Origin of the sequence: Psychrobacter sp. GP33 (genome assembly GCF_014119005.1) — a bacterium.
In the GTDB taxonomy this organism is placed as follows: Bacteria; Pseudomonadota; Gammaproteobacteria; order Pseudomonadales; family Moraxellaceae; genus Psychrobacter.
The window spans coordinates 248,194-270,066 of sequence record NZ_JACGYX010000001.1; the positions used below are offsets into that span (position 1 = coordinate 248,194).

General features: G+C 41.7%; 18 protein-coding genes and 1 tRNA gene. 11 read left to right on the forward strand and 8 right to left on the reverse strand.

The window, feature by feature from the left end; genetic code table 11:
* Positions 1 to 68 precede the first annotated feature (68 nt).
* Both purN and purM read right to left on the reverse strand, forming a co-directional pair.
* On the reverse strand, positions 69 to 788 hold the full coding sequence (gene purN / locus H2245_RS01095) for a phosphoribosylglycinamide formyltransferase (protein WP_182405173.1): 720 nt from the start codon (positions 786 to 788) through the stop codon (positions 69 to 71).
* Positions 788 to 1,849: a phosphoribosylformylglycinamidine cyclo-ligase gene (purM, locus tag H2245_RS01100; RefSeq protein ID WP_182405174.1), complete on the reverse strand. Its 1,062-nt coding sequence runs from the start codon at positions 1,847 to 1,849 to the stop codon at positions 788 to 790. The genes purN and purM overlap by 1 nt, the downstream gene beginning before the upstream one ends.
* 359 nt (positions 1,850 to 2,208) lie before the next feature.
* Here purM and H2245_RS01105 point away from each other — a divergent pair, with 359 nt between their 5' ends.
* The 3 genes from H2245_RS01105 to H2245_RS01115 all read left to right on the forward strand — a co-directional run bounded on the left by H2245_RS01105 (position 2,209) and on the right by H2245_RS01115 (position 5,269).
* Entirely contained in the window at positions 2,209 to 3,315 is a 1,107-nt protein-coding gene (locus H2245_RS01105) for an AI-2E family transporter (protein WP_182405175.1), read from the forward strand.
* Positions 3,316 to 3,655: 340 nt separating this feature from the next.
* Positions 3,656 to 4,459, forward strand: a complete 804-nt coding sequence (gene hda, locus H2245_RS01110; protein WP_182405176.1) for a DnaA regulatory inactivator Hda — start codon at positions 3,656 to 3,658, stop codon at positions 4,457 to 4,459.
* Between the two features lie 141 nt (positions 4,460 to 4,600).
* Entirely contained in the window at positions 4,601 to 5,269 is a 669-nt protein-coding gene (locus H2245_RS01115; protein WP_404944643.1) for a DUF2057 family protein, read from the forward strand.
* A 100-nt stretch (positions 5,270 to 5,369) separates the two neighbouring features.
* On the opposite strand, the gene H2245_RS01120 is transcribed toward H2245_RS01115, so the two are convergent.
* Together H2245_RS01120 and H2245_RS01125 are read right to left on the reverse strand one after the other, a co-directional pair.
* Positions 5,370 to 5,867: a Dps family protein gene (locus tag H2245_RS01120; protein WP_182405178.1), complete on the reverse strand. Its 498-nt coding sequence runs from the start codon at positions 5,865 to 5,867 to the stop codon at positions 5,370 to 5,372.
* Between the two features lie 336 nt (positions 5,868 to 6,203).
* Positions 6,204 to 6,863, reverse strand: coding sequence for a YcxB family protein (locus tag H2245_RS01125; protein ID WP_182405179.1), 660 nt, complete (start codon positions 6,861 to 6,863; stop codon positions 6,204 to 6,206).
* Between the two features lie 317 nt (positions 6,864 to 7,180).
* Here H2245_RS01125 and serS point away from each other — a divergent pair, with 317 nt between their 5' ends.
* The 3 genes from serS to H2245_RS01140 all read left to right on the forward strand — a co-directional run bounded on the left by serS (position 7,181) and on the right by H2245_RS01140 (position 11,584).
* Complete coding sequence (serS, locus tag H2245_RS01130) at positions 7,181 to 8,467, forward strand: serine--tRNA ligase (RefSeq protein WP_182405180.1); 1,287 nt, start codon at positions 7,181 to 7,183, stop codon at positions 8,465 to 8,467.
* Positions 8,468 to 8,721: 254 nt separating this feature from the next.
* A complete protein-coding gene (gene tkt, locus H2245_RS01135; RefSeq protein WP_182405181.1) occupies positions 8,722 to 10,719 on the forward strand; it encodes a transketolase in 1,998 nt (665 codons plus the stop codon).
* 238 nt (positions 10,720 to 10,957) lie between these two features.
* On the forward strand, positions 10,958 to 11,584 hold the full coding sequence (locus tag H2245_RS01140) for a hypothetical protein (RefSeq protein ID WP_182405182.1): 627 nt from the start codon (positions 10,958 to 10,960) through the stop codon (positions 11,582 to 11,584).
* A 391-nt stretch (positions 11,585 to 11,975) separates the two neighbouring features.
* Here the strand turns inward: H2245_RS01140 and H2245_RS01145 are convergent, their stop codons facing one another.
* Positions 11,976 to 12,575 (reverse strand): YceI family protein, encoded by a 600-nt coding sequence (locus H2245_RS01145; protein ID WP_182405183.1) that lies wholly within the window; start codon positions 12,573 to 12,575, stop codon positions 11,976 to 11,978.
* Positions 12,576 to 12,864: 289 nt separating this feature from the next.
* Between H2245_RS01145 and H2245_RS01150 the strand changes: the two genes are divergently transcribed.
* On the forward strand, positions 12,865 to 13,845 hold the full coding sequence (locus H2245_RS01150; RefSeq protein WP_182405184.1) for a nuclease-related domain-containing protein: 981 nt from the start codon (positions 12,865 to 12,867) through the stop codon (positions 13,843 to 13,845).
* Between the two features lie 37 nt (positions 13,846 to 13,882).
* Here H2245_RS01150 and H2245_RS01155 read toward each other — a convergent pair whose 3' ends face one another.
* The 3 genes from H2245_RS01155 to H2245_RS01165 form a co-directional block, all read right to left on the reverse strand.
* Positions 13,883 to 14,215 (reverse strand): DUF779 domain-containing protein, encoded by a 333-nt coding sequence (locus tag H2245_RS01155; RefSeq protein WP_182405185.1) that lies wholly within the window; start codon positions 14,213 to 14,215, stop codon positions 13,883 to 13,885.
* A gap of 166 nt (positions 14,216 to 14,381) precedes the next feature.
* Positions 14,382 to 15,410: an alcohol dehydrogenase AdhP gene (adhP, locus tag H2245_RS01160; protein WP_182405186.1), complete on the reverse strand. Its 1,029-nt coding sequence runs from the start codon at positions 15,408 to 15,410 to the stop codon at positions 14,382 to 14,384.
* Between the two features lie 123 nt (positions 15,411 to 15,533).
* Entirely contained in the window at positions 15,534 to 17,060 is a 1,527-nt protein-coding gene (locus H2245_RS01165; RefSeq protein ID WP_182405187.1) for an aldehyde dehydrogenase family protein, read from the reverse strand.
* A 284-nt stretch (positions 17,061 to 17,344) separates the two neighbouring features.
* Here H2245_RS01165 and H2245_RS01170 point away from each other — a divergent pair, with 284 nt between their 5' ends.
* The 4 genes from H2245_RS01170 (at position 17,345) to H2245_RS01185 (ending at position 21,833) form a co-directional block, all read left to right on the forward strand.
* On the forward strand, positions 17,345 to 19,255 hold the full coding sequence (locus tag H2245_RS01170; RefSeq protein ID WP_182405188.1) for an AAA family ATPase: 1,911 nt from the start codon (positions 17,345 to 17,347) through the stop codon (positions 19,253 to 19,255).
* A 165-nt stretch (positions 19,256 to 19,420) separates the two neighbouring features.
* Positions 19,421 to 20,605, forward strand: a complete 1,185-nt coding sequence (locus H2245_RS01175) for a type I glyceraldehyde-3-phosphate dehydrogenase (protein ID WP_182405189.1) — start codon at positions 19,421 to 19,423, stop codon at positions 20,603 to 20,605.
* A 71-nt stretch (positions 20,606 to 20,676) separates the two neighbouring features.
* A tRNA-Ser gene (locus H2245_RS01180) sits at positions 20,677 to 20,767 on the forward strand.
* 277 nt (positions 20,768 to 21,044) lie between these two features.
* The gene (locus H2245_RS01185) at positions 21,045 to 21,833 is read left to right on the forward strand and encodes a hypothetical protein (protein ID WP_182405190.1); all 789 of its coding nucleotides are present in this window, start codon (positions 21,045 to 21,047) and stop codon (positions 21,831 to 21,833) included.
* The last annotated feature ends 40 nt before the right edge of the window (positions 21,834 to 21,873 follow it).

A 21,873-nucleotide genomic window follows, 5' to 3' on the forward strand; every position in this document is an offset into this window, starting at 1 on the left:
TTTTTAACTGATAGTATTGGCTTACGGTCTATGAGCAGGTATGACTCATCTGTTTAATACCTTATGTATTAAGCATTGATAAATAATTGCAAGGGCAAAGCAGGCAAGTAAGTTGTCTTAATAGAGTTTTGCTCATCAACATCCAGCGATAGTACGCCATTGGTAAGTAACAAAATCGTCCACGGCAACAGCTTATGCTCAAGCTTTTGCACCCGTGCCTGTAAGCTATCGGCGGTGTCTTTCGCACTGACGGGTAACATGGCTTGGGTTAATACTTGTCCAGCATCCAGCTCAGCAGTCACCAAGTGTACACTACATCCATGATAGCGCTCACCAGCTTGAATAGCGCGTTGATGCGTCTGCATCCCTTTATATACAGGGAGTAGCGAGGGATGCAAATTAATCATCGGAGCAGGCGCATTATCAATAAAATCAGCGCTCAATACACGCATAAAGCCAGCAAGGACGATGAGGTCAGGCTGCCATGTGGCAAACTGGGCACTAGCGTGGGTCTCAAAGGTTCTGATAGCCATACGCTTGCCACTAGCCGTGTGAGACAATACGGCAACGTCTATACCTGACTGCTGCGCGCGGGTAATAGCATAAGCGTCCTCACGATTACTAATAACGCCAACGATTTCAATCGGTAGCGCCCCAGCTTGCATAGCATCTATTAATACTTGTAAATTACTGCCACTGCCTGACACCATGACGACAACGCGTAAAGGCTTACGCTGCTGTTGGTGTATAGCTGCTTCTTGAGGCGTTGCTTGTTGAAGAGCGAACATTAGCGATATACCACTGCATCCGCTTGACCATCAGTAGCGCGGCTGACCATCTCACCAATTGCCCAAGCATTTTCGCCCGCATCATTTAGAGTTTTAATGGCTTCATCAGCTTTATCTTTTGGCACGACAATAACGAAGCCTACGCCACAGTTAAAGGTACGATACATCTCGCTTTGTGCAATATTACCTTGAGTTTGTAGCCACGTGAATAGTTCTGAAAACTGCCAGCTGTTGGTATCAATGCTAGCGGCTAAATGGTCAGGAAGAACGCGAGGTAAATTATCGGTTAAACCACCACCCGTAATGTGCGACATGGCATGGAGATTTTGATTGCCTAAGGTATCTTGCAATGCTTTAATGGCTTTAACATAAATACGGGTCGGTGCCATTAGTGCATCTTGAATCGGCTGTCCATCTAGCTGTTCAGTGCTATTGGTCACGTCAATGCCGCTCACTTCAATGACTTTACGAACTAAAGAGTAGCCATTAGAATGCGCGCCACTTGAGGCAAGAGCAATCAGTACATCGCCTTCTGCGACATTTTCACCTGTGATGACTTCTGCTTCTTCAACCACGCCTACACAAAATCCAGCTAAGTCGTAATCATCGTCTTGGTACATGCCTGGCATCTCAGCCGTTTCACCACCAATCAAGGCGCAATTTGCCAATTTACAACCATCGCCAATACCGGTTACTACCGTCGCTGCAACATCAACATCAAGCTTACCGGTTGCATAATAATCTAAGAAAAATAATGGTTCAGCACCACAAACTAATAAATCATTAACGCACATCGCAACCAAGTCAATACCAATGGTATCATGGCGATTAAGCTGCAAGGCTAGCTTTAATTTTGTACCAACACCATCGGTACCAGAGACCAAAAGTGGGGAAGTGTAGCCGGTTGGGATGCGACATAGCGCGCCGAAACCACCAAGCCCGCCCACTACTTCAGGACGAGAAGTGGCTTTTGCCACCGACTTGATGCGCTGAACCAACGCGTCGCCAGCATCGATATCGACGCCAGCGTCTTTGTAGCTTAAAGAAGGCTTGTCACTCATGGTCATCTCACAGTTAAGGGTGGTAAAGTAAATGAATTGAACTAAACAGGTAAAATTTGACTGTAGTGCGTGCATTATACCCAAAAATAGCTCGCACTCGCAAAACAACTTGGGAATATTCGCTCAGTATGCGCAACACTAGCGATAAAGTTTGATCAATACCTTTTCAAAAATATATATCGTCACTAAAAAACAGGCATTAAGATAATCTAGAAAATGGACTTTTAAGCAACAAAAAATCACTGCTTTTTTTATCTACTCTGCGATAATAGAGCGCTTAGCGTATCTCATCATCAAACTTTTAATTATTATCATATTATCCCTTTATTACTATCCGCTTACCTGTAGGATTCCCATTAATGATCAACCAACCGATAGATCCTTTTTTTCGGCGCTTGTTTATTGTTGTTGCCATTGTGATAGCACTGGTTATGCTGCATCTGATGACGCCTGTTATTGTTCCGTTTGTTTGCGCCTTTGTGCTCGCTTATTTATTTAATCCGTTAGTAAGAAAATTATCGAAATATATTAAACGGTGGATGGCAATTATCGTGGTTTATGCCACGATTACAGTAGGGATGGTCGTATTATTATGGTGGCTGGTACCAACGCTGTGGCGTCAATTACAAGCCGCTTGGGAGTATTTACCGCAAATTCTAACCTGGTACAATGATGTGGCGCGCGAGTGGTTTGTCAATAACACCCGCATACGTTTACCGGAACTTGAGGCCAAAGGCTTTTCTGAAACCTTTGTAGATTATATGCAAACCCACTATAAATTTGCCGATGCCAGCAGCTTAATGAGCCAAGCATTAGCATCGAGTATGAATTTTATTAATAGTGCGGGTTTAATCGTCTTAGTGCCTATTCTGACCTTTTACTTCTTATTCAATTGGGACAAACGTCTGCACGGTTGGGAAATGGCGATTCCTAATGCGTATAGCAAAAAAGTGGTCGGTATTGCCAAAGAATGTGATAGGGCGTTAATGGCATTTATTAAAGGTCAGCTTTTGGTTATGGTATTACTTGGTATTATCTATGCAGTACAGTTACAGTTAATTGGACTTGAGCTTGGGCTTATTATCGGTATGGCAGCAGGTATTGCCAGCTTTGTTCCTTATTTGGGATTTGGTCTTGGATTTATTGCTTCAATTATCGCAGGTTTGTTCCAGTTCGGCTTGGACTGGTTCCACTTATCGCTGATTGTCGGTGCTTTCCTTGTTGGGCAGGCGGCTGAAGGTTATATTCTGCAACCCCTATTATTGGGCGATAAGATTGGGCTGTCACCGTTGTGGGTTATCTTTGCAGTACTGGCAGGTGCAAGTTTACTGGGCTTTGTTGGGATGCTTATTGCCTTACCGGTGTCTGCGGTGCTTAACGTTTTATTTATTCATCTTTATGCTTATTATCGAACCACTGACTTTTATCGTGGTCGTAAGCAATTGAATTTATTTGAAGAAAAATAACGATTTATTGATTCGATAGGTTCTAGGTCCTTTTCGCAGTTGTTAAAGGACTTGTCAGTCATTTTGCAAGTATGGTATATATAGGCGCATTATTTAGGCAGAAGCGGTTACTAAACTGCTTCTGATAGCGTACCATGTCGTATCACATTATTATGATAAGATTTTACTCGTAACAGTCTTAATTGAAGAAATTTAGACATCGTTTTGACAGTATTTAAATGTTTATATAGTCAAACGCTAAGCTAGCTTAATAATATTTGTTTAAGAAAAATAAAATAGAGAGTAGCCTTCTAGTTATTTGTTGCCCATTTGTGAGCTACGTAAACCGAGTTGATGATTCATGGCAGAAGCACAGCTAAGTCTCAATCTAGATATCAAGCACGATGCGAGTCTCAGCGACTTTGCCGGGCCTGGCTGGATGTCGATTATTGATGCCGTGCGCCAGTTGCATGTCGGTCTTATCCGTCAGCTGTACTTATTTGGCAGCCCGGCTACAGGTAAGTCGCACTTACTGTCAGCTATTTGTGAATCTTTTATTGAGATGGATAAGTCCGCCATTTGTCTATCGCTTAATGAACTGATACATACTGATGTTGATGTCTTATCCTCGCTTGAGAATTTCGATGTCATTGCTATTGATGACTTAGAAGTGATTGAGCACAGTAGCCAATGGCAGGAAGCCTTATTTCATCTGATTAATCGTAGTCGTGAAGGGCAACGCCAGCTCTTATTTGCTGCTAATACGCCCGCAGGCGAGCTGCCGTTTCAGCTGACGGATTTATTAAGCAGACTGTCGCAAGCACCAACCTTTAAAGTACCAAATGGTCGAGATTTGGCGGATAGGCAGGCATTACTGCAGTCTATTTTGCGTCGTCGTGGTTGGCAATTTGATGAGCGTATTACCGATTATTTGCTTAAGGAAGGTCCGCATCGTATCGGTGCCATGATGGTAGTGCTCAATTATATCCAGCCTATGTTCTCTAATCTTGGACGCAGTAATATATCGAAAGCCGTTATTAGCGATGCGCTGCGGACGATTGATGAGCAAACCCTTGTCGCTGAACTTGCCGATATTACTCAAGAGGCGGAAGTGGATAAACGTGCCGCCGAACAAGACAATCAAACCATACCTTTAGATTTTTAGTATATTTATTAATAAGTGATTTCAGTAATCTAATACTATCCGCGTGGCTCCGAGCTTACCCTTACTTTTAACCTGTCAGTATTACCAATAGGAATTTTTATGAAAAATAGCGCTTATGGACTACAAAAACTGACTATTAGTATGTTGTTGGTTGGCATGGGGTCATTATCGATGTTGTCACACGCGGCAGTCACGTTAGTGGTAGACGACAATATTAAAGTCACAGCGATTAATGGTCAGGAGCTCAAACAAAGCCTTTTTCAGCCATTAACCAAAGAGTTCACTTTACAGCCGGGTAAGCACGTTATTACGGCTAAATATGATCGTTTGTATAATTTGCGCCGTGATGAGCATGACTATCTGCGTTCAGGCAATATCAGTGTGGCAGCGGATTTAGCTGATAATCAAACCTATCGTCTAACCATGCCCAATCAGCCAGAAGACTATGCTGCGGCTAAGAAGTATGCTGAAAATCCAACTTTAGCGATACAACAAAATAATACCGTGGTTGCAAGCCAAAAAAGTCTAGGCGGTAATGATGGCAGTATCTTCTCAGGATTAGGAAAAGCACTGGGCGGCGTGTTCGGTGGCGGCGGTAATGCGGAATTACAAAACCAGCAAGCGATTGCCGCATTGGGTCAGCCAGCTGTAACAACTCAGAGTACTACAAACTCTGGTGCGGTATCATCGAGCCGTTATACGGTGACGCCTGCAAGCCAGTCTGCCAGCACGCTGGATCAATTTATGCAGCTTTGGTTAAATGCTACGCCAACTGAGCGCGAAAAAATGCGTCAATGGATGCAAAAATAATCTGTTATTTTTTAAATAAATTTTGCACAAAAAAAGCACCTAGATTAGGTGCTTTTTTATCATCTGAATTTTTAGTTATCATTCGGCTATGCTGTCAATATTAGCCTAAAAATGCAGTATACATCCAAACCAGTTTTTCTTGTTCTTGCACATAGGCATCAACCAAATCTGCTGAGCCTTGATCTTCACTTTCTATTGCTAGTGCAGACACTTGACGTTGCTCTTCAATTAGCTCTTGTAGACCAGCTACTACACCATTAACGCAACGGGTGCCGTCTTTTACGTTCTTGTCTTCGCTGATGCTGGTATGCTGAGAAAAGTCGCTATAGGCATGTAGCGGCGTGCCACCTAGGGTTAAAATACGCTCTGCAATTTCATCAATTTGGATTTGTAGCGCGGTATACAGTTCTTCAAATTTAGGGTGCAAAGTAAAGAAGTGCTCGCCTTTTACATTCCAGTGATAGCCACGCACGTTGATATAGAACATATGATAGCTAGACAATAAGCCATTTAATTTTGCAATAACTTGGCTCATCTCAGCCGTTTCTAAACCAATTTGATTGGTACTTTGGTTACTACTGCTTGTAACGTTACTCATAATATTATCCTTGTTATTGAGAGACTTGTTATTAAAACCTTAGTATAGATAACAACTAGTGTGGCAAATCTTGTAATATCACTGGGGCTTAATTATTAGCTTTTTGAGTCAAACCTTTTTAAGTAATACGTTTTCAACTAATGCCTTTGATGTTTACTATCATAGCAAGCATATTTGAATAAGTTAAATGAATCAAATTAAAGATAACATCAAGTTTTATCAAATAATATAATAATGTTAAATCTTAACGATAAGCACTAATAATCATAATGCCAGTAGGCGTCTTAAAAAATAGTAAGCATTCTTAATAATTAGCTACCTGGCATTTATACAGTATTAAGCCGGTGGCTGTAAGTGTTCGGTTTGTAAGCCGCGAATAGGCACGACTTCTTGCAAATGCTGACGGACGGTATCAATTGGGAATTTCTGTCCCTGTAAACGCTTAGGTACAATTTGGCTGCCTTGTTGACCTTTTACCTCAAACATGACAAAGATATAATCATCGGTTTCATCCCAGCTTTTAACAGCGCTCCATGGGATAACGGCTTGTTGCATCGAGCCTGCACGCATTTGCATGCCGCGCATTTTATTGTTATTAAACATATCGGGCTGATTAACAGGCATCGCCATCACTAGACCATGCTTTTGTACGCCAAGTTTCATCTGGCGCATCTCATCGGGCATGTCTTGCGCAGCAACCTGTTTCTCAAATTCTTTTTTCACATACCATTTGAATCCAAGCGTGCGTACCAATAGGTAAATCACAATGGCGACCAGCATCATCCAAAAGATAATGGTGGAATAGCCCGACACAAACATTAAACCTGTCACTGCTAATACAACACCGATAGCTATAATAATCCATTCTTTGGTTTTTAAGCTTTTTAAACCAAAAGAGGGTTGAGCATTCACAAATAATTCATATTGCGCTTGCTGAAACTCTGCCTCAGTGAGGTTTAAGGCGACAGGTTGGAGCGTATAGGGGTAAAGGGCCATAAAAGGTTCTCAAATACTCAAATTAAAAGCGTTGGATAACAGTCAATACATAAAAAGTGTTGAACGTAAAAGATTACGCATCACTTGGCTGCACGTGGAATTGAACTCTGTGCTTATCTTACCGAAAAGCGTCTGTAAATGAAACAGATAAGCATCGCTGTATGTGGTGATAGGGCGTATTAATCGGGTGTTAAAGCCGTTAGCGTTCGTGAAAACGTAGTCAAATCTATCGGGTCTTGTTATCATAGCGGATATTTTATATTAATCCTTTTAATATTCTTTTTATTCCCCGACCATCAGCGCTATAGGCAGATATTATGATTGATCCGAAACTCTTACGCGGCGACTTGCAAGAATTACAGCAGCAACTGGCGACCCGTGGTTATGCCCTTGATATCGATTTTTGGCAAACCATCGAAACTGAGCGCAAAGCATTGCAAGTAAAAACGGAAGATTTGCAATCGCGTCGTAATGCTGGGGCAAAACAGGTCGGTAATCTCAAGAAATCTGGTGAAGATGCCAGTGAATTATTGGCAGAAATGCAAAGCGTGAGCGGCGAGATTAAAACCGCTGAAGACGAATTGCGTACCTTGCAAGAGCGTATCAATCAAGCAGCGCTACAAATTCCTAATTTGCCAGCCGCCGATGTGCCTGTAGGTACTTCAGAAGACGATAATATCGAGATGCGCAAATGGGGCACACCGCGCAGCTTTGATTTTGATATTCAAGACCATAGCCATATTGGTGAAACGTTAGGTATGCTTGATTTTGAAGCGGCAGCTAAATTAACCGGCAGTCGCTTTAGTGTGTTAAAAGGGCAATTGGCACAAATGCACCGTGCCTTGATTCAGTTTATGCTTAATACCCACACGATGAAGTACGGCTATACCGAAATGTATGTGCCGTATATCGTTAATTCAGAAAGCTTAAAAGGTACCGGTCAGCTGCCTAAATTTGAAGATGATTTATTTAAATTGACCAATCATACCAATAATGATGGCACTGATTTTTATCTCATTCCAACGGCTGAAGTGCCGATGACCAATTTGGTACGCGGTGAGCGTTTGGATATTAAAGAGCTGCCGTTAAAATTCACTGCGCATACGCCTTGTTTTCGTAGTGAAGCGGGCTCGCATGGTCGTGATACCCGTGGTCTGATTCGCCAGCATCAGTTTGAAAAAGTTGAGATGGTTAATATCAGTACCGCTGAGCAGTCTGATGACTTGCTTGAAGCAATGACCGGACAGGCAGAATTTATCTTGCAGCAGCTTGATTTGCCGTATCGCTTAGTCAAACTGTGCACGGGTGATATGGGCTTTGCCGCCCAAAAAACTTATGATATCGAAGTGTGGTTACCTAGCCAAGATACTTATCGTGAAATCTCTAGCTGCTCAAACTGTGGTGACTTCCAAGCTCGCCGTATGGGCACACGCGTTAAAGACGGCAAACAAACTGCGCTTGCACATACATTAAATGGTTCAGGCTTGGCGGTTGGTCGCACCTTGTTGGCAGTAATGGAAAACCATCAAAATGCTGATGGTAGCATTACTATTCCAGAAGTATTGCGTCCGTTTATGGGCGGTGCTGAAACAATTTCAGCCTAAATGTATTAATGAAAATTGTAGAGGGTAAAGCATTATTTTATAAAACTGATGATAATCATTGTTAAATAGAAATGCCGTAGTGACGCCATTTCTTAGCGTGGTCTCTATCAAATATGTTAATATTAGCGTCTGATTTTACAGTCTATAAATTAGTCTATAACTTAAGGGCGTATGTGGCGTCCTTATCGTTATGCTCTGTTGAGTAAACTCTCCTCTTATCAGTAATACTTCTTATCAGAATACTAGGACACTCTATGTCAGCTCCAATTAGCGAACGTAAATTAGCCAATGCCATCCGTGTATTATCATTTGATGCGGTTCAAAAAGCCAATTCTGGACACCCTGGTGCACCGATGGGCATGGCGGATATTGCTGAAGTGTTGTGGCGTAAATTTTTAAAGCACAATCCAGCTAATCCAAGTTGGCACAATCGTGATCGCTTTGTATTATCGAACGGTCATGGCTCGATGCTTATTTACTCCTTGCTACATTTATCGGGCTATGACGTTAGCGTTGATGATTTAAAGAGCTTTCGCCAATTGCATTCAAAAACTCCCGGTCACCCTGAGCTTGGCTACACCCCAGGTATTGAGACAACGACTGGCCCATTAGGACAAGGGATTGCCAACGCGATTGGTTTTGCCATTGCTGAGAAAACTTTAGCGGCGCAGTTTAATCGTGACGGACACAACATCGTTGACCACCATACTTATGCATTTTTAGGTGATGGTTGCTTGATGGAAGGCATCAGTCATGAAGTATGCTCGCTTGCGGGCACGCTAAAACTTGGCAAACTGGTCTTTTTCTACGATGACAACGGTATCTCTATCGACGGGGATGTCGACGGTTGGTTCACTGACGACACCCAAGCGCGTTTTGAAGCCTATGGTTGGCACGTTATTAAAGTAGACGGTCACGATGCCGAAGCCATTACCGCTGCTACTGCTGCAGCGATTTCTGAAAATACCAAGCCAAGCTTAATCATCTGTAAAACCACTATTGGCGCTGGTAGCCCGAACAAACAAGGTCTGGCGGCAAGTCATGGTGCGCCACTGGGTGATGACGAAATCGTTTTAACACGTGATGCGTTATCTTGGAAACATGCACCGTTTGAATTGGATGATGAAATCTATCAGGCATGGGATGGCAAGCCTAAAGGTGAAGCGCAACAAAAGAACTGGGATGCTGACTTTGAGAATTACAAAAAAACCTATCCAGAACTGGCGAATGAGTTATTACGTCGCCTAAATGGTGAACTGCCAGCTGATTTTGATAAGCAAGCAGAAGCGTATATTCAGCAAACGCAAGAACAAGGCGGTGATGTTGCCAGCCGTAAAGCCAGCCAAAATGCGATTAATACCTTGCAGCCTTTATTACCAGAGCTTTTGGGCGGTTCAGCAGATTTAGCTGGTTCTAACTTAACGCTATTTAAAGGTGCAAAAGGCATCCAAGAAGACGACGCTGGGAATTATATTTATTACGGCGTCCGTGAATTTGGTATGACGGCAATTGCTAACGGTATTGCGCTGCATGGTGGCTTTATCCCTTATGTTGCGACGTTCCTGATGTTTATGGAATACGCACGTAATGCGGTACGTATGGGCGCGCTCATGAAGCAGCGCGTGATCCATGTCTACACGCATGACTCTATCGGTCTGGGTGAAGATGGACCAACGCATCAGCCGGTTGAGCAATTGACCAGCTTACGCACCACGCCAAATCTACGTACGTGGCGTCCTTGTGATGCAACCGAATCAGCAAGTGCTTGGGTTGAAGCCATCAAATCAGAAAATAACCCATCGGCATTGATTTTCAGTCGTCAAAGCTTGCCACATCAAACACGTGATGCAGAGCAAGTGGCTAATATCACTAAAGGTGGCTATGTGCTTGCTAAAGAACAAAGCGAGCTACAAGCGATTATCATCGCTACTGGTTCTGAAGTTGGTCTAGCTATGCAAGCGTATGACACGTTGAGCGCAAATGGCGTTGGCGTGCGTGTGGTTTCTATGCCTTGTGCTGAAATTTTTGTAGAGCAAGATGCGGATTATCGCGAGTCGGTATTGCCTGCCAATATTCGTGCCCGCGTAGCAGTAGAAGCCGCGCATGTGGATTACTGGTATAAGTTCGTAGGTCTTGATGGCAAAGTGATTGGCATGACCACTTACGGTGAGTCTGCACCGGCAGAACAGCTATATCAAGAGTTTGGTATTACTACTGATGCCGTGATTGAAGCGGTGAATAGCTTGGTGTAATTAGACCTCGCTCAGTTTTAAAATTAAAAAAAGAGTTGCTAGAATTTCTAGCAACTCTTTTTTTAGTCTCGCTATTATCCATAACGTTATTGTAATCCGTAGGATAGCTACTCTAATCAAAGCTAAGATGCGCCACAGGACGACTATTGTATGGTAGATTAAGTTCAGCGTAGTTTTTAGTCTTATTGATGCGTGGAGCCTACTCTATAAATTTAAAATTCATACTACCGGAGATATTATGATTTGGCTTGTTTCTATTGGTGTAATCATATTATTACTTTTTTTATATCAAGCTTATGAAAATAGTAAAAAAGCTAAAGCTGAGGAAAAAGCGAACGTAAACTTTAATATTTTCCTAGCAAATAATCATGAGGACATTGAGTATGCGAGTTTTGATTTAGCTAAATATTCTCAAAGTGGAGTTTGGAAAACAAGATTATCGGTGGATGAGGTTTATATGAATAAGGCAAAACATCCAAAGATTAAAAAAGTCATAGACGATTCTGAAAAAGCGGGATTTGGAAGTTATTGGATTTCTGAAAAATTATCTTCAGAAGCGAGCAGAATAAGGGACAAATCCTTCAAGATTTTTTTAGAAAATAATCGGCATGATTTAGATGAGGCTTTAGGCTATCTAATATCTATTAAAGAGAGTTTTATAGGAGGGGTTTGTCATACATTTGAAATTGAAGAAGCCACAAAAAGTTGTGAAATAATCGCTCAACTAAATGTGAAGGCAAGTAAGAGTGTTTTTCCAAATGAGATGTTATACGATTATATCGGAGAAATAACTAACAAGAAATTAGAGACTATGAAAATTGAGAATGATGATGAGTTTGATATTTTTGTTAAATACAAAATATAGCAAGTTTATGATAGGTTACGCCTTATTGTCATTCTTTACGAGAACTTGGGCAAGTTTAACGCTACCCTATACTAAATATAATATTTTTGTCAAAATATGATTATTACAAACTTAAAGTTTCTTACTGAAGGTTAGCGAAGTAACAGCAAATTACTGATACAAGCAAAAGGTTGCGATACCACCGAGGTATGAGGCGTGAGTAAAATCATTAAAGAGAAACCGACCCATGCCGTGCATATTTCCCTACTTATAAAGCACTCATATTTAGAGGCTAATCTTTTGCCTTTTCCTAACCTGTAGAATAACCAAACCCCAAAACAAAAAAAGAGCAGCTAGAATTCTAACTGATCTTCTTCTTTGATATTTTTTATTAGTATTTTTAATGGTAAAATTAGCTGGCAGCAATCAGATTTCCCGTGATATCAAGCGGTATCATATTGCCGACAACTTTTGGAAACGCAGTCACACCATAGGTATATCTATCGATAATACCTGTTGCACGGAATTTTAACGTGGGCTTTTTAGTCACTGGGTCAGTTTCGACATTAGCCAGCGTGACTCTCACTGTCAATGGTTTCGTCTTTCCTAATACTGTAAAATTACCCGTCACGTTTGCTTCTTTATCATTAATCATGCTGACTTTTTTTGATACAAAGGTCATCGTAGGATACTGTGCAGTATTTAACAGCTCTTTTCGGCGCAAAAACGAGTTTCTTAACTTTCCGCCAGCATCTACACTATTGGTACTCACCACAAAATTAATAGTAGTGCTCGTTGGGTCTTTCATATCATAATTAATAGTGCCATCAACCTTATTAAACTGACCTTCTACGGTCCCACTTCCTAAATACGCTACCTTAAAATCCACATTAGTTTTTGGTACATCTAGTTTCCATTTTTGCGGCGCAGCGGCGGTGCTGATAACGGGGACGGTGAGCAGCAAAGAGCTACTTAGAGTAATGGCAAGTAAAGGGCGGGCAAGTAACATCATAATATTAATCCAAGAACTAAAGGAGGGTACGTGCTGGTATGGCGCGTCTGTGATTATCGTCGATTATTAATAGAATATAGGATAAACGAATCATCATAAATATGAATGGTTGCTATAGATGTGTCAGTGGTTATATAACTAATCGCACATGACATTTTTTAAAACAATTGTTTATGATACCATTTTACAAATGATGAGAGGCAGTAAAAAATGATGAGCGTATCCGTTTTTATTGTTATACCAAAATCTTATTCCATCCAATAGCTATCTTCCTAATTGAGATAGTTTCATGTCCCTGATGTCCAATTTTAAAGGCTTCGTAGGCGAGACCGTTATCAATCTTGTCACGTGGTTGATGCTTGATAAAAAGACTTACCATCGCCTAAATAATATTACCTTGCCGCTAGCCAATGGCGGCAGTACTCAGATTGACCATGTTATCGTCTCCATCTATGGCATCTTTGTTATTGAAACCAAGCACTATAAAGGTTGGATATTTGGCAGTGAACGACAAGCGCAGTGGACGCAATCAATAATGGGTCGGAAATATAAATTCCAAAATCCACTACGCCAAAATTATCTCCATATTAAAACCTTAGCCGAATTATTAACGCTGGATATGTATTATTTTCATTCCATGATTGTCTTTATCGGTGAATGTAAGCTAAAAACCAGCGATAAGCTGCCAAAAAATGTGATGAAAAGTGGTATGGTCACCTATATCAAAGACAAGCAAAATATACTCTTAACCGAAGCAGACGTTCAGTCGATTGTTGAGCAGATAGAAACCAATCGCTTTGCTAAATCTTGGCGAACCAACAGACAGCATAAAGCCTATTTGAAAAATAAGCATAGCGATGCAGGTAATCAGCTAAAGAACATACCGGTAAAAGGTTTAAATGCTAAGCCAATTGCGGGCTTAAAGGCTATCCCAAAAGTACAAGTTGCGTTTAAGCCAAAAGAAGTTAATCGATGTTCTGGACAAGTCGAACAAGATAAGTCACCGATAGATTATTTTACCAATGATAACTTTATGGATAATGGCGTTTTTATCACGCCATTTGCCCTTGCTGAAGTAGAGCCTATTAATAATGAAAATTTCGTTACTGAGCCAGTGAACCATCCTACTATTTCTACTAGTATTCCTGCTTGTCCAAAATGCAATGGTGAGATGATTGAGCGTATTGCTAAAAAAGGCGCACGGCAAGGTCAGGTATTTTTTAGCTGCACGCAATTTCCTAAATGCTGGGGAATCGTGAATATTAATTAGCGAATGAGTAGTATGAGTGATGACTAAATACTGTTATTCAGTCTTTAACCGCGCATATCTCAGAGCGCACAATAAAGCGTTTACCTTCGGGTATTTCTAAAGAGAAGCTAGCACCGCGCCCGTTGACCACATCAATGGTTAAATCGGTATGTTGCCACAGCTTGTATTGCGCAACTCCCATATAAAACGGACAACCTGCCAGATCACCGATGAGTACATCTTGACCGCCCACTTTAAACTCGCCTAATGGATAACACATGGGAGAGCTGCCATCACAGCAGCCACCTGATTGATGGAACATTAACTCGCCATGTTTGGATTTTAGTAATTCTATCAGCGCTTTACAGGATTCCGTAGCTGTGAGTTTCATCTCGTACTCCTTATTATTAAGATTTTTATCTTATTAAAAATAAGTATTCTATATAGAAATAAAAAAGGTCGTATCCTAATCAATCACATGAGTAGTAACATGTGGCTGAAGATGATACGACCTATCATTGATGATTAAGCGTACGAATCACCAAGCTATCATATCGCTACATACTGTAGTCGATTACAATGCGACCTTCGATTTTGCCTTGACGCATACGCTCAAAGATATCATTGATATTCTCTAACGGTTCAGCGGTGACAGTCGCTTTTACTTTGCCTGCTGCTGCCATATTCAATGACTCTTGTAAGTCGAGTCGTGTACCAACGATTGAGCCACGGATGGTAATACCGTTCAGAACAGTATCAAAAATCGATACTGGGAAATCGCCTGTTGGTAGACCATTAAAGACCACCGTACCACCACGTCTTACCATACTCAGCGCTTGATCGAATGCTATAGAGGACACGGCTGTGACGAGCACGCCATGAGCACCGCCAATCTCTTTTTTTAGATACTCGCCAGGATCCGTGTTTTTAGCATTAACAGTGACGGTAGCGCCTAACTTTTTGGCAAAGGCAAGTTTTTCATCATCGATATCTACAGCGGCAACGTTTAGGCCCATAGCAATCGCATACTGTACGGCCATATGACCCAGTCCGCCGATACCTGAGATGACGACCCAATCACCCGGACGGGCTTCGGTCATTTTAAGGCCTTTATACACCGTAACGCCTGCACATAAAACGGGTGCAATTTCAATGGAATCAACACTCTCAGGGATAATGCCGACATAGTTGGCATTGGCCAGAACATATTCTGCAAAACTACCGTTAACCGAATAGCCAGAGTTTTGTTGGCTTTCACATAAAGTTTCCCAACCGCCTAAACAATGAGTACAGTGACCACAGGCAGAATAGAGCCAAGCAACGCCAACTCTGTCGCCTTCTTTGACATGGGTCACGCCTTCGCCAACAGCTGTTATCAAGCCTACGCCTTCGTGTCCAGGGATAAATGGTGGGCTAGGTTTTACTGGCCAGTCTCCTTCAACCGCATGTAAGTCTGTATGACAAACACCTGAAGCTTGCATCTTAACCAAAATCTCGCCAGCACCTGGAGTAGGAATATCTACCTCTTCGATTTGTAAAGGCTGACCAAACTCATGTAATACCGCAGCTTTCATTTTGTTACTCATGATAGTACTCCAGTTGTTTTCTTTCAGTTTAAGTGACTATGTTAAGAGACTAAGTTAAATGATTAAGAAACTTCTAAGCTATAACTTCATGACGCTGTAAATAAAATCCTGCAAACAAATATCTTAGAAAAAGCCCATTGCTTTGGTGCTATAAGACACCAGCATGTTTTTGGTTTGCTGATAATGATTGAGCATCATCAGATGATTTTCACGACCAATACCCGACTGCTTATAACCGCCAAATGCAGCATGCGCTGGATAATGATGATAGCAATTGGTCCAAACTCGACCGGCTTTAATGCCGCGACCGAAGCGGTAAGCACGATTGCCATTACGTGTCCATACGCCAGCACCAAGCCCGTATAGTGTATCGTTTGCGATGGTCATGGCTTCTTCGTCATCTTTAAAAGTAGTGACAGCGAGTACGGGACCAAAGATTTCTTCTTGGAACACGCGCATATCGTTTGTACCTTCGAAGATAGTCGGCTGGACGTAAAAGCCTTCTGTGATGTCGCCATCGTGCTTAGCTTGTTCACCGCCAACGAGCACTTTAGCGCCTTCTTTTTTACCGATATCGAGATAAGAGAGGATTTTCTCTAATTGATCAGAGCTGGCTTGTGCGCCCACCATGGTATCAGTATCAAGTGGATTGCCTAATTTAATGGCTTCTACACGGGCGATACAACGTTTTATAAATTCCTCATAAATGCTTTCGTGTACTAAGGCGCGTGAAGGAGAGGTACAGACTTCGCCTTGGTTGAAGGCAAACATCACCAAGCCTTCGATGGCTTTATCCAAGAAATCATCATCTTCATCCATAATATCAGCGAAGAAGATATTAGGACTTTTACCACCAAGCTCTAACGTCACCGGAATAATATTTTCACTGGCGTATTGCATGATAAGACGACCCGTTGTAGTCTCACCAGTAAAGGCGATTTTATTAATGCGTGGATTAGAGGCGAGTGGTTTACCTGCTTCAACGCCAAAACCATTCACCACGTTAAGTACGCCTTTAGGCAAAATATCAGCCGCACCAATGATATCTAACATATATAAGATAGAAGCAGGGGTTTGCTCAGCAGGCTTGAGAATGACGCAGTTACCAGCAGCAAGTGCAGGGGCGAGTTTCCACATCGCCATTAAAATAGGAAAGTTCCAAGGAATGATTTGTCCGACAACGCCTAGTGGCTCATGGAAATGATAAGCGACGGTGTCTTCATCGATTTGGCTAATACCGCCTTCTTGAGCGCGAATAACACCAGCAAAATAACGCAGATGATCGACCGCTAATGGAATATCAGCAGCAAGGGTTTCACGTACTGGTTTGCCATTCTCATAGCATTCAGCGATAGCGATTTTTTCAAGATTGGCTTCCATGCTATCGGCAAGTTTAAGTAATATATTCGAGCGTTCAGTGACACTGGTTTTACCCCAAGCGTCTTTTGCCGCATGCGCTGCATCTAGAGCTATTTCGATATCGGCAGCTTTAGAGCGTGCCACCTGACAGATAATTTTTCCATTGGTCGGACTAGGATTATCAAAATATTCACCATCAATGGGAGCGACCCACTCGCCATTAATAAAGTTATCGTATTTTTCGCGGAATTGTACCGGACTGTTTTCAGTATTTGGGTTGGCATATAACATGAACGATTCCTTGTTGTGATGTGATTTAGCTATGCTACTTATTAAGGGAATATCTGATCTTCCTAATCTTGATACCCACTTAATCCTACTGAGATTTTGTTGGGAATGCTAGTTAAGTTTGATAGCAGTTTGTAACTGCTTATATAACTTTAAGTTATATCTCGGTATGGCGTTAAAGTCGTTTGCAATGGCAAGCGAGCTGTTATAATTGTTCTTAAGTATTTTTAACGACTATCGTTATTCATCTCATTTTTTCTTCTTATCTTATTGGTTGGTTTGGATATATGCGTCAATCTTCTGCTCTTGATATTCTAAAAACAGGTCAAAACGTCTTTTTGACGGGTTCAGCAGGTTCAGGTAAGACCTATACCCTTAACCAATATATCAATTATCTGCGCGCGCGCCGTGTGCCCGTTGCCGTCACCGCAAGTACCGGTATTGCTGCGACACATATGAATGGCACGACCATTCATAGCTGGTCGGGTATCGGTATTAAGGATGAGCTGAGCGAGCGTGATTTGACCAATCTTGCTCGTAAACAGTTTTTAGCAGACCGGCTTAAAGACACTGCGGTGCTGGTTATCGATGAGATATCGATGCTGCATGCCAAGCAGCTTAATGTCGTTAATGAAGTGCTCAAACACGTGCGCAAAAGTCCGTTAGCGTTTGGCGGTATTCAAGTGGTGGTCGCAGGAGACTTTTTTCAGTTACCACCGATTGGTAGTCGTGGTGAGAGCAATCGTGAGAAGTTTGCATTTATGTCGCAAGCATGGCTCGATGCTGGCTTTCATATTTGTTATCTGAGTGAGCAACATCGTCAGGTAAGCGAAGAGGCAAATGGCGGAATTGATTTAGATGATATTTTGAATCAAATTCGCCGTCAAGAAGTGAGTTTTGAATCGATTGCCGCCCTTGAAAACACCTTTAACCAAGATATTGATATCAAACGCACGCGCCTATATACCCATAATCTCAACGTCAATAAAATTAATGATACAGAGCTTGCCGATTTAAAAGGCGAAACGATGCGTTTTGATGCCACTTTGAACGGTGATACTAAACTGGTTGAAACTCTAAAAAAGACCGTGCGTACCCAAGACGAACTTATCTTAAAAGTTGGCGCAAAAGTAATGTTTATTAAAAATAATACTGAACTTGGCGTCTCTAACGGCACAATGGGCGAACTCGTTGGCTTTGCTGCAGTAAAAGTAGAAGACGATAGTAATAAAAGTGATGCTTTAATCGATGATGACGCAAACACGGACATTAAATCTAAAGCAAAAGCAGACAAAAAAGAAAAGTCAAAAGATAAAAAGAAAGTAGCAATCACTAAAAAAATGCCAGTCGTCAGATTAAATACAGGGCGTGAAGTGGTGGCTGAACCGGAAGAGTGGATTATTGAAGATGAGCATGGCGAGGTGCTGGCAAGTTACGAGCAAGTGCCGCTGTGCTTGGCATGGGCGATTACTATCCACAAATCACAGGGCATGACCCTTGATGCCGCTGAGATTGATTTATCGCGCACCTTTGAGCTGGGGCAAGGTTATGTGGCGCTGTCACGGCTTAAATCGCTAGCAGGTTTACAGCTGCTCGGTATGAACGATATGAGCTTACAGCTAGACCCTCTGGCACGCGGTGCGGACAAGCGCTTTTTGGTACTTTCCGATGAAGCTGATGCCAATTATGCGATGCTTGATGAAAAAAGCATGAAGCAAGAACATGATAACTTTATCTTAAAATCAGGTGGCACTTTGAGTAAATCAGTCATTGACGCCTATGCCAGCTTACAAAAAAAGCGCCGCGAACAGCAATTAGCACAGCAAAATAAAAAACAGAAACTGGGCAATCAAATCGCCGATAAATCCGCAAGCACTTTACTTGCCACGCGGTTATTATTAGAAGAAAGCTTGAGCATTGCAGAGATTGCCGAATCGCGTGGACTTGCACAATCGACCATTATGCGCCATATTAGTGATTTGAAACGTCAAGATCCCAGCCTTGCTTGTGATCATCTGCGCCCTGATGCGGCGGTAATGACTGCCGTTGGCAATGCTTATGTAGCGATTAAAGTCGCGAACAATCCCAATGACTTTGCTGATGATGGCAATATTAAAATCAAGCCCATCTATGAGCATCTGAAACAAACGCTGGATTACAACGCCATACGTTTGGCACTGATTTTTATCACTCCTTAGATGGTGATAAAAATATACCATGCTATGCTATAACGAATGCTATAAACCGCACACAATGACTAAAAATTTATAAGCATGTTGCGATCAGCATGCTTAACCTCTTGCTCTTATCTCTCATATGCCACTCGCATACCCTAATTTCCACATGGATAGTGATACTTCTTTATGCCCGATTTTTCTAGTGCCAAATACTGCCTGACTTCCGATTTTGCAGTTGCGACTGCTTTTCATGCCAATAGTGACCATATTCAGCCGCTTAGAGTAGCGATTAATGGCTTTGGGCGTATAGGGCGCAATGTGCTGCGCGCCCTGCTAGAGCGCTTTGAAGTGCTCGGACGAGCGATTCACGTAGTAGCAATTAACGACTTAGCGCCTGCTGATATTTTATTGCATTTATTAAAGTTTGATAGTACTCATGGTCGCCTGAGTCGGCTTGGAGTGAATGCAGAACTGATGGTTAATGGTATTGATGAGACCAGCGAGACGCAGCTGTGTTTGACCAAAAATGATTATACCTACTGTATCCGTATGCTCTCAGAAGCCGATCCTAAAAACCTACCATGGAAAGAGCTTGGTATTGACATGGTGCTTGAATGTACAGGTTATTTCCGCTCTTACGAGCAGGCACATACGCATATTGACGCCGGTGCACATCAGGTCATTATTGGCGCAGCACCCTTTGATACGGTCGATGCTTGTATTGTAATGGGTGTTAATAGCGATGAGTTAACCACCGATTTGCCAATTATTTCCAGCGTCTCTTGTACCACACAAGCATTAGTACCGCTGATTGATGCGCTAGATAAAGCCTTTGGCGTCGAGTCAGCGATGATGACTGAAATACATGCAGTGACCGCTGACCAAACCGTGCTAGACCAAGCTCACCGTGACCCAAGACGGGCGCGCGCATCGGGCTATAATATTATCCCAACCACTTCGAGCAGTATTGCTGCCACCGAGCGCGTCTTGCCCGCCATGATTGGTAAAATCAATGGGCACTCTATTCGCGTCCCGACCATTAACGTGGCTGCCATTGATGTTAACTTTGTATTTGCTACCTCCGATATCACTATTGAAGATATTAGAGAGGTATTAAAGACTGCCAGTAACGGTTATTTACATAACATCATGGCATATACTGACGAGCCGCTTGTATCTAGCGATTTTATCCATCAACCTCAATCACTCATTATTGATGGCGCGCAACTCATGCAAGTGGGCAATCAATACAAAGTATTTGCTTGGTATGATAACGAGTGGGGCTATGCCAATCGTCTGCTTGATATGTGCTTGCAGCTGGCGTCCAATACACCTGTCTCTCGTAAGTTATTGGCTGCTGAATCTGCTTAAATAAAAATATTTCATTTTTTTTATTCAAGTACTTGCATTCTTCTCATTTCTCTATATAATGATGCACCAATGGAGACGTGGCAGAGCGGTTGAATGCACCGGTCTTGAAAACCGACAAGGGTTCATAGCCCTTCGAGAGTTCGAATCTCTCCGTCTCCGCCAAATTTAAGACAGTAGTTAAAAATAAAAAATCCCCAATCATATTTTGATTGGGGATTTTTTTTGTATCTGCTTTTATATTAGTTTTACATAATTTTATTTCAATATGTCTTGAAGTTATACGTTTTCCTCGATTTAGTAAATTTGTATGCTAATTACAATAGATACATGAAAATTACAATTAAGCAAATAAAAGGTGGATGTTGTTATTGATTGTATTCTAATTGATGCTTATTATCAGAATTGTTACTGTCCAATAAACATACCTGAGGATAAGCTAATGAAGAAACTTGCTTTGTATCTATTAGTTGGCGCTACCCTTGTAGGTTGCGGTGGCGATGATAATTCTGATTTTAGCTCAAACCCTAGTCCTGACCCAAATCCTGGTATCAAGCTGCTACCGGGTATCTACTCAGGCGTAACAAATGAAGGAGAATATCTAGAAGGGTTGGTCGATGATGATAATAGAATGTGGTTCACTTATTTCGCAGAGCAAGAGGGCTTTATAGGTTTTGTAAAAAGTAATGAGCCTGTAGTACTTAATAATAGTAAATTCAAAACATCAGGAAAAAACTATCCGTTTGATAGTCGTTCTAGTCGAAGTATAACGATTAATGGGAATGTTCAAACATCAAAAGCAATCGTAGGTACGATTGACGAGTCAGGTTCGGATAAGATAAATTACAATATAGGATATGACGAAGCATCATCTAATAGAAAACAAACATTAGATATGATTAATAATCGAATGTTTAACATTGATTCATATGGAACAGGTAGGAATGGCTCAATTGGTACGACCATTACTTTCACTACGGATGGCAAATTTACTGGTTCTGATAACAGTAGCTGTATTTCAACGGGAAAATTCACGCCGGCTGCTTCAGGACGATACTTTGTCAGTACCATGACATTCAGCGGTTCAGCTTGTTCTGGTGCTGGCTATGATGTTGGACAGACTTATACGGGAGTAGCAGTAATCAACAAAGATAATGAGCTTAAGCTCCTTAGTACAGATAGTATGAAAAATAAAAGCATCGCTTTTATTGGTTCGATGAATCCATCATAAACTTTACTATTAATTGTTATTAGCACTTTAATGCTAAAGA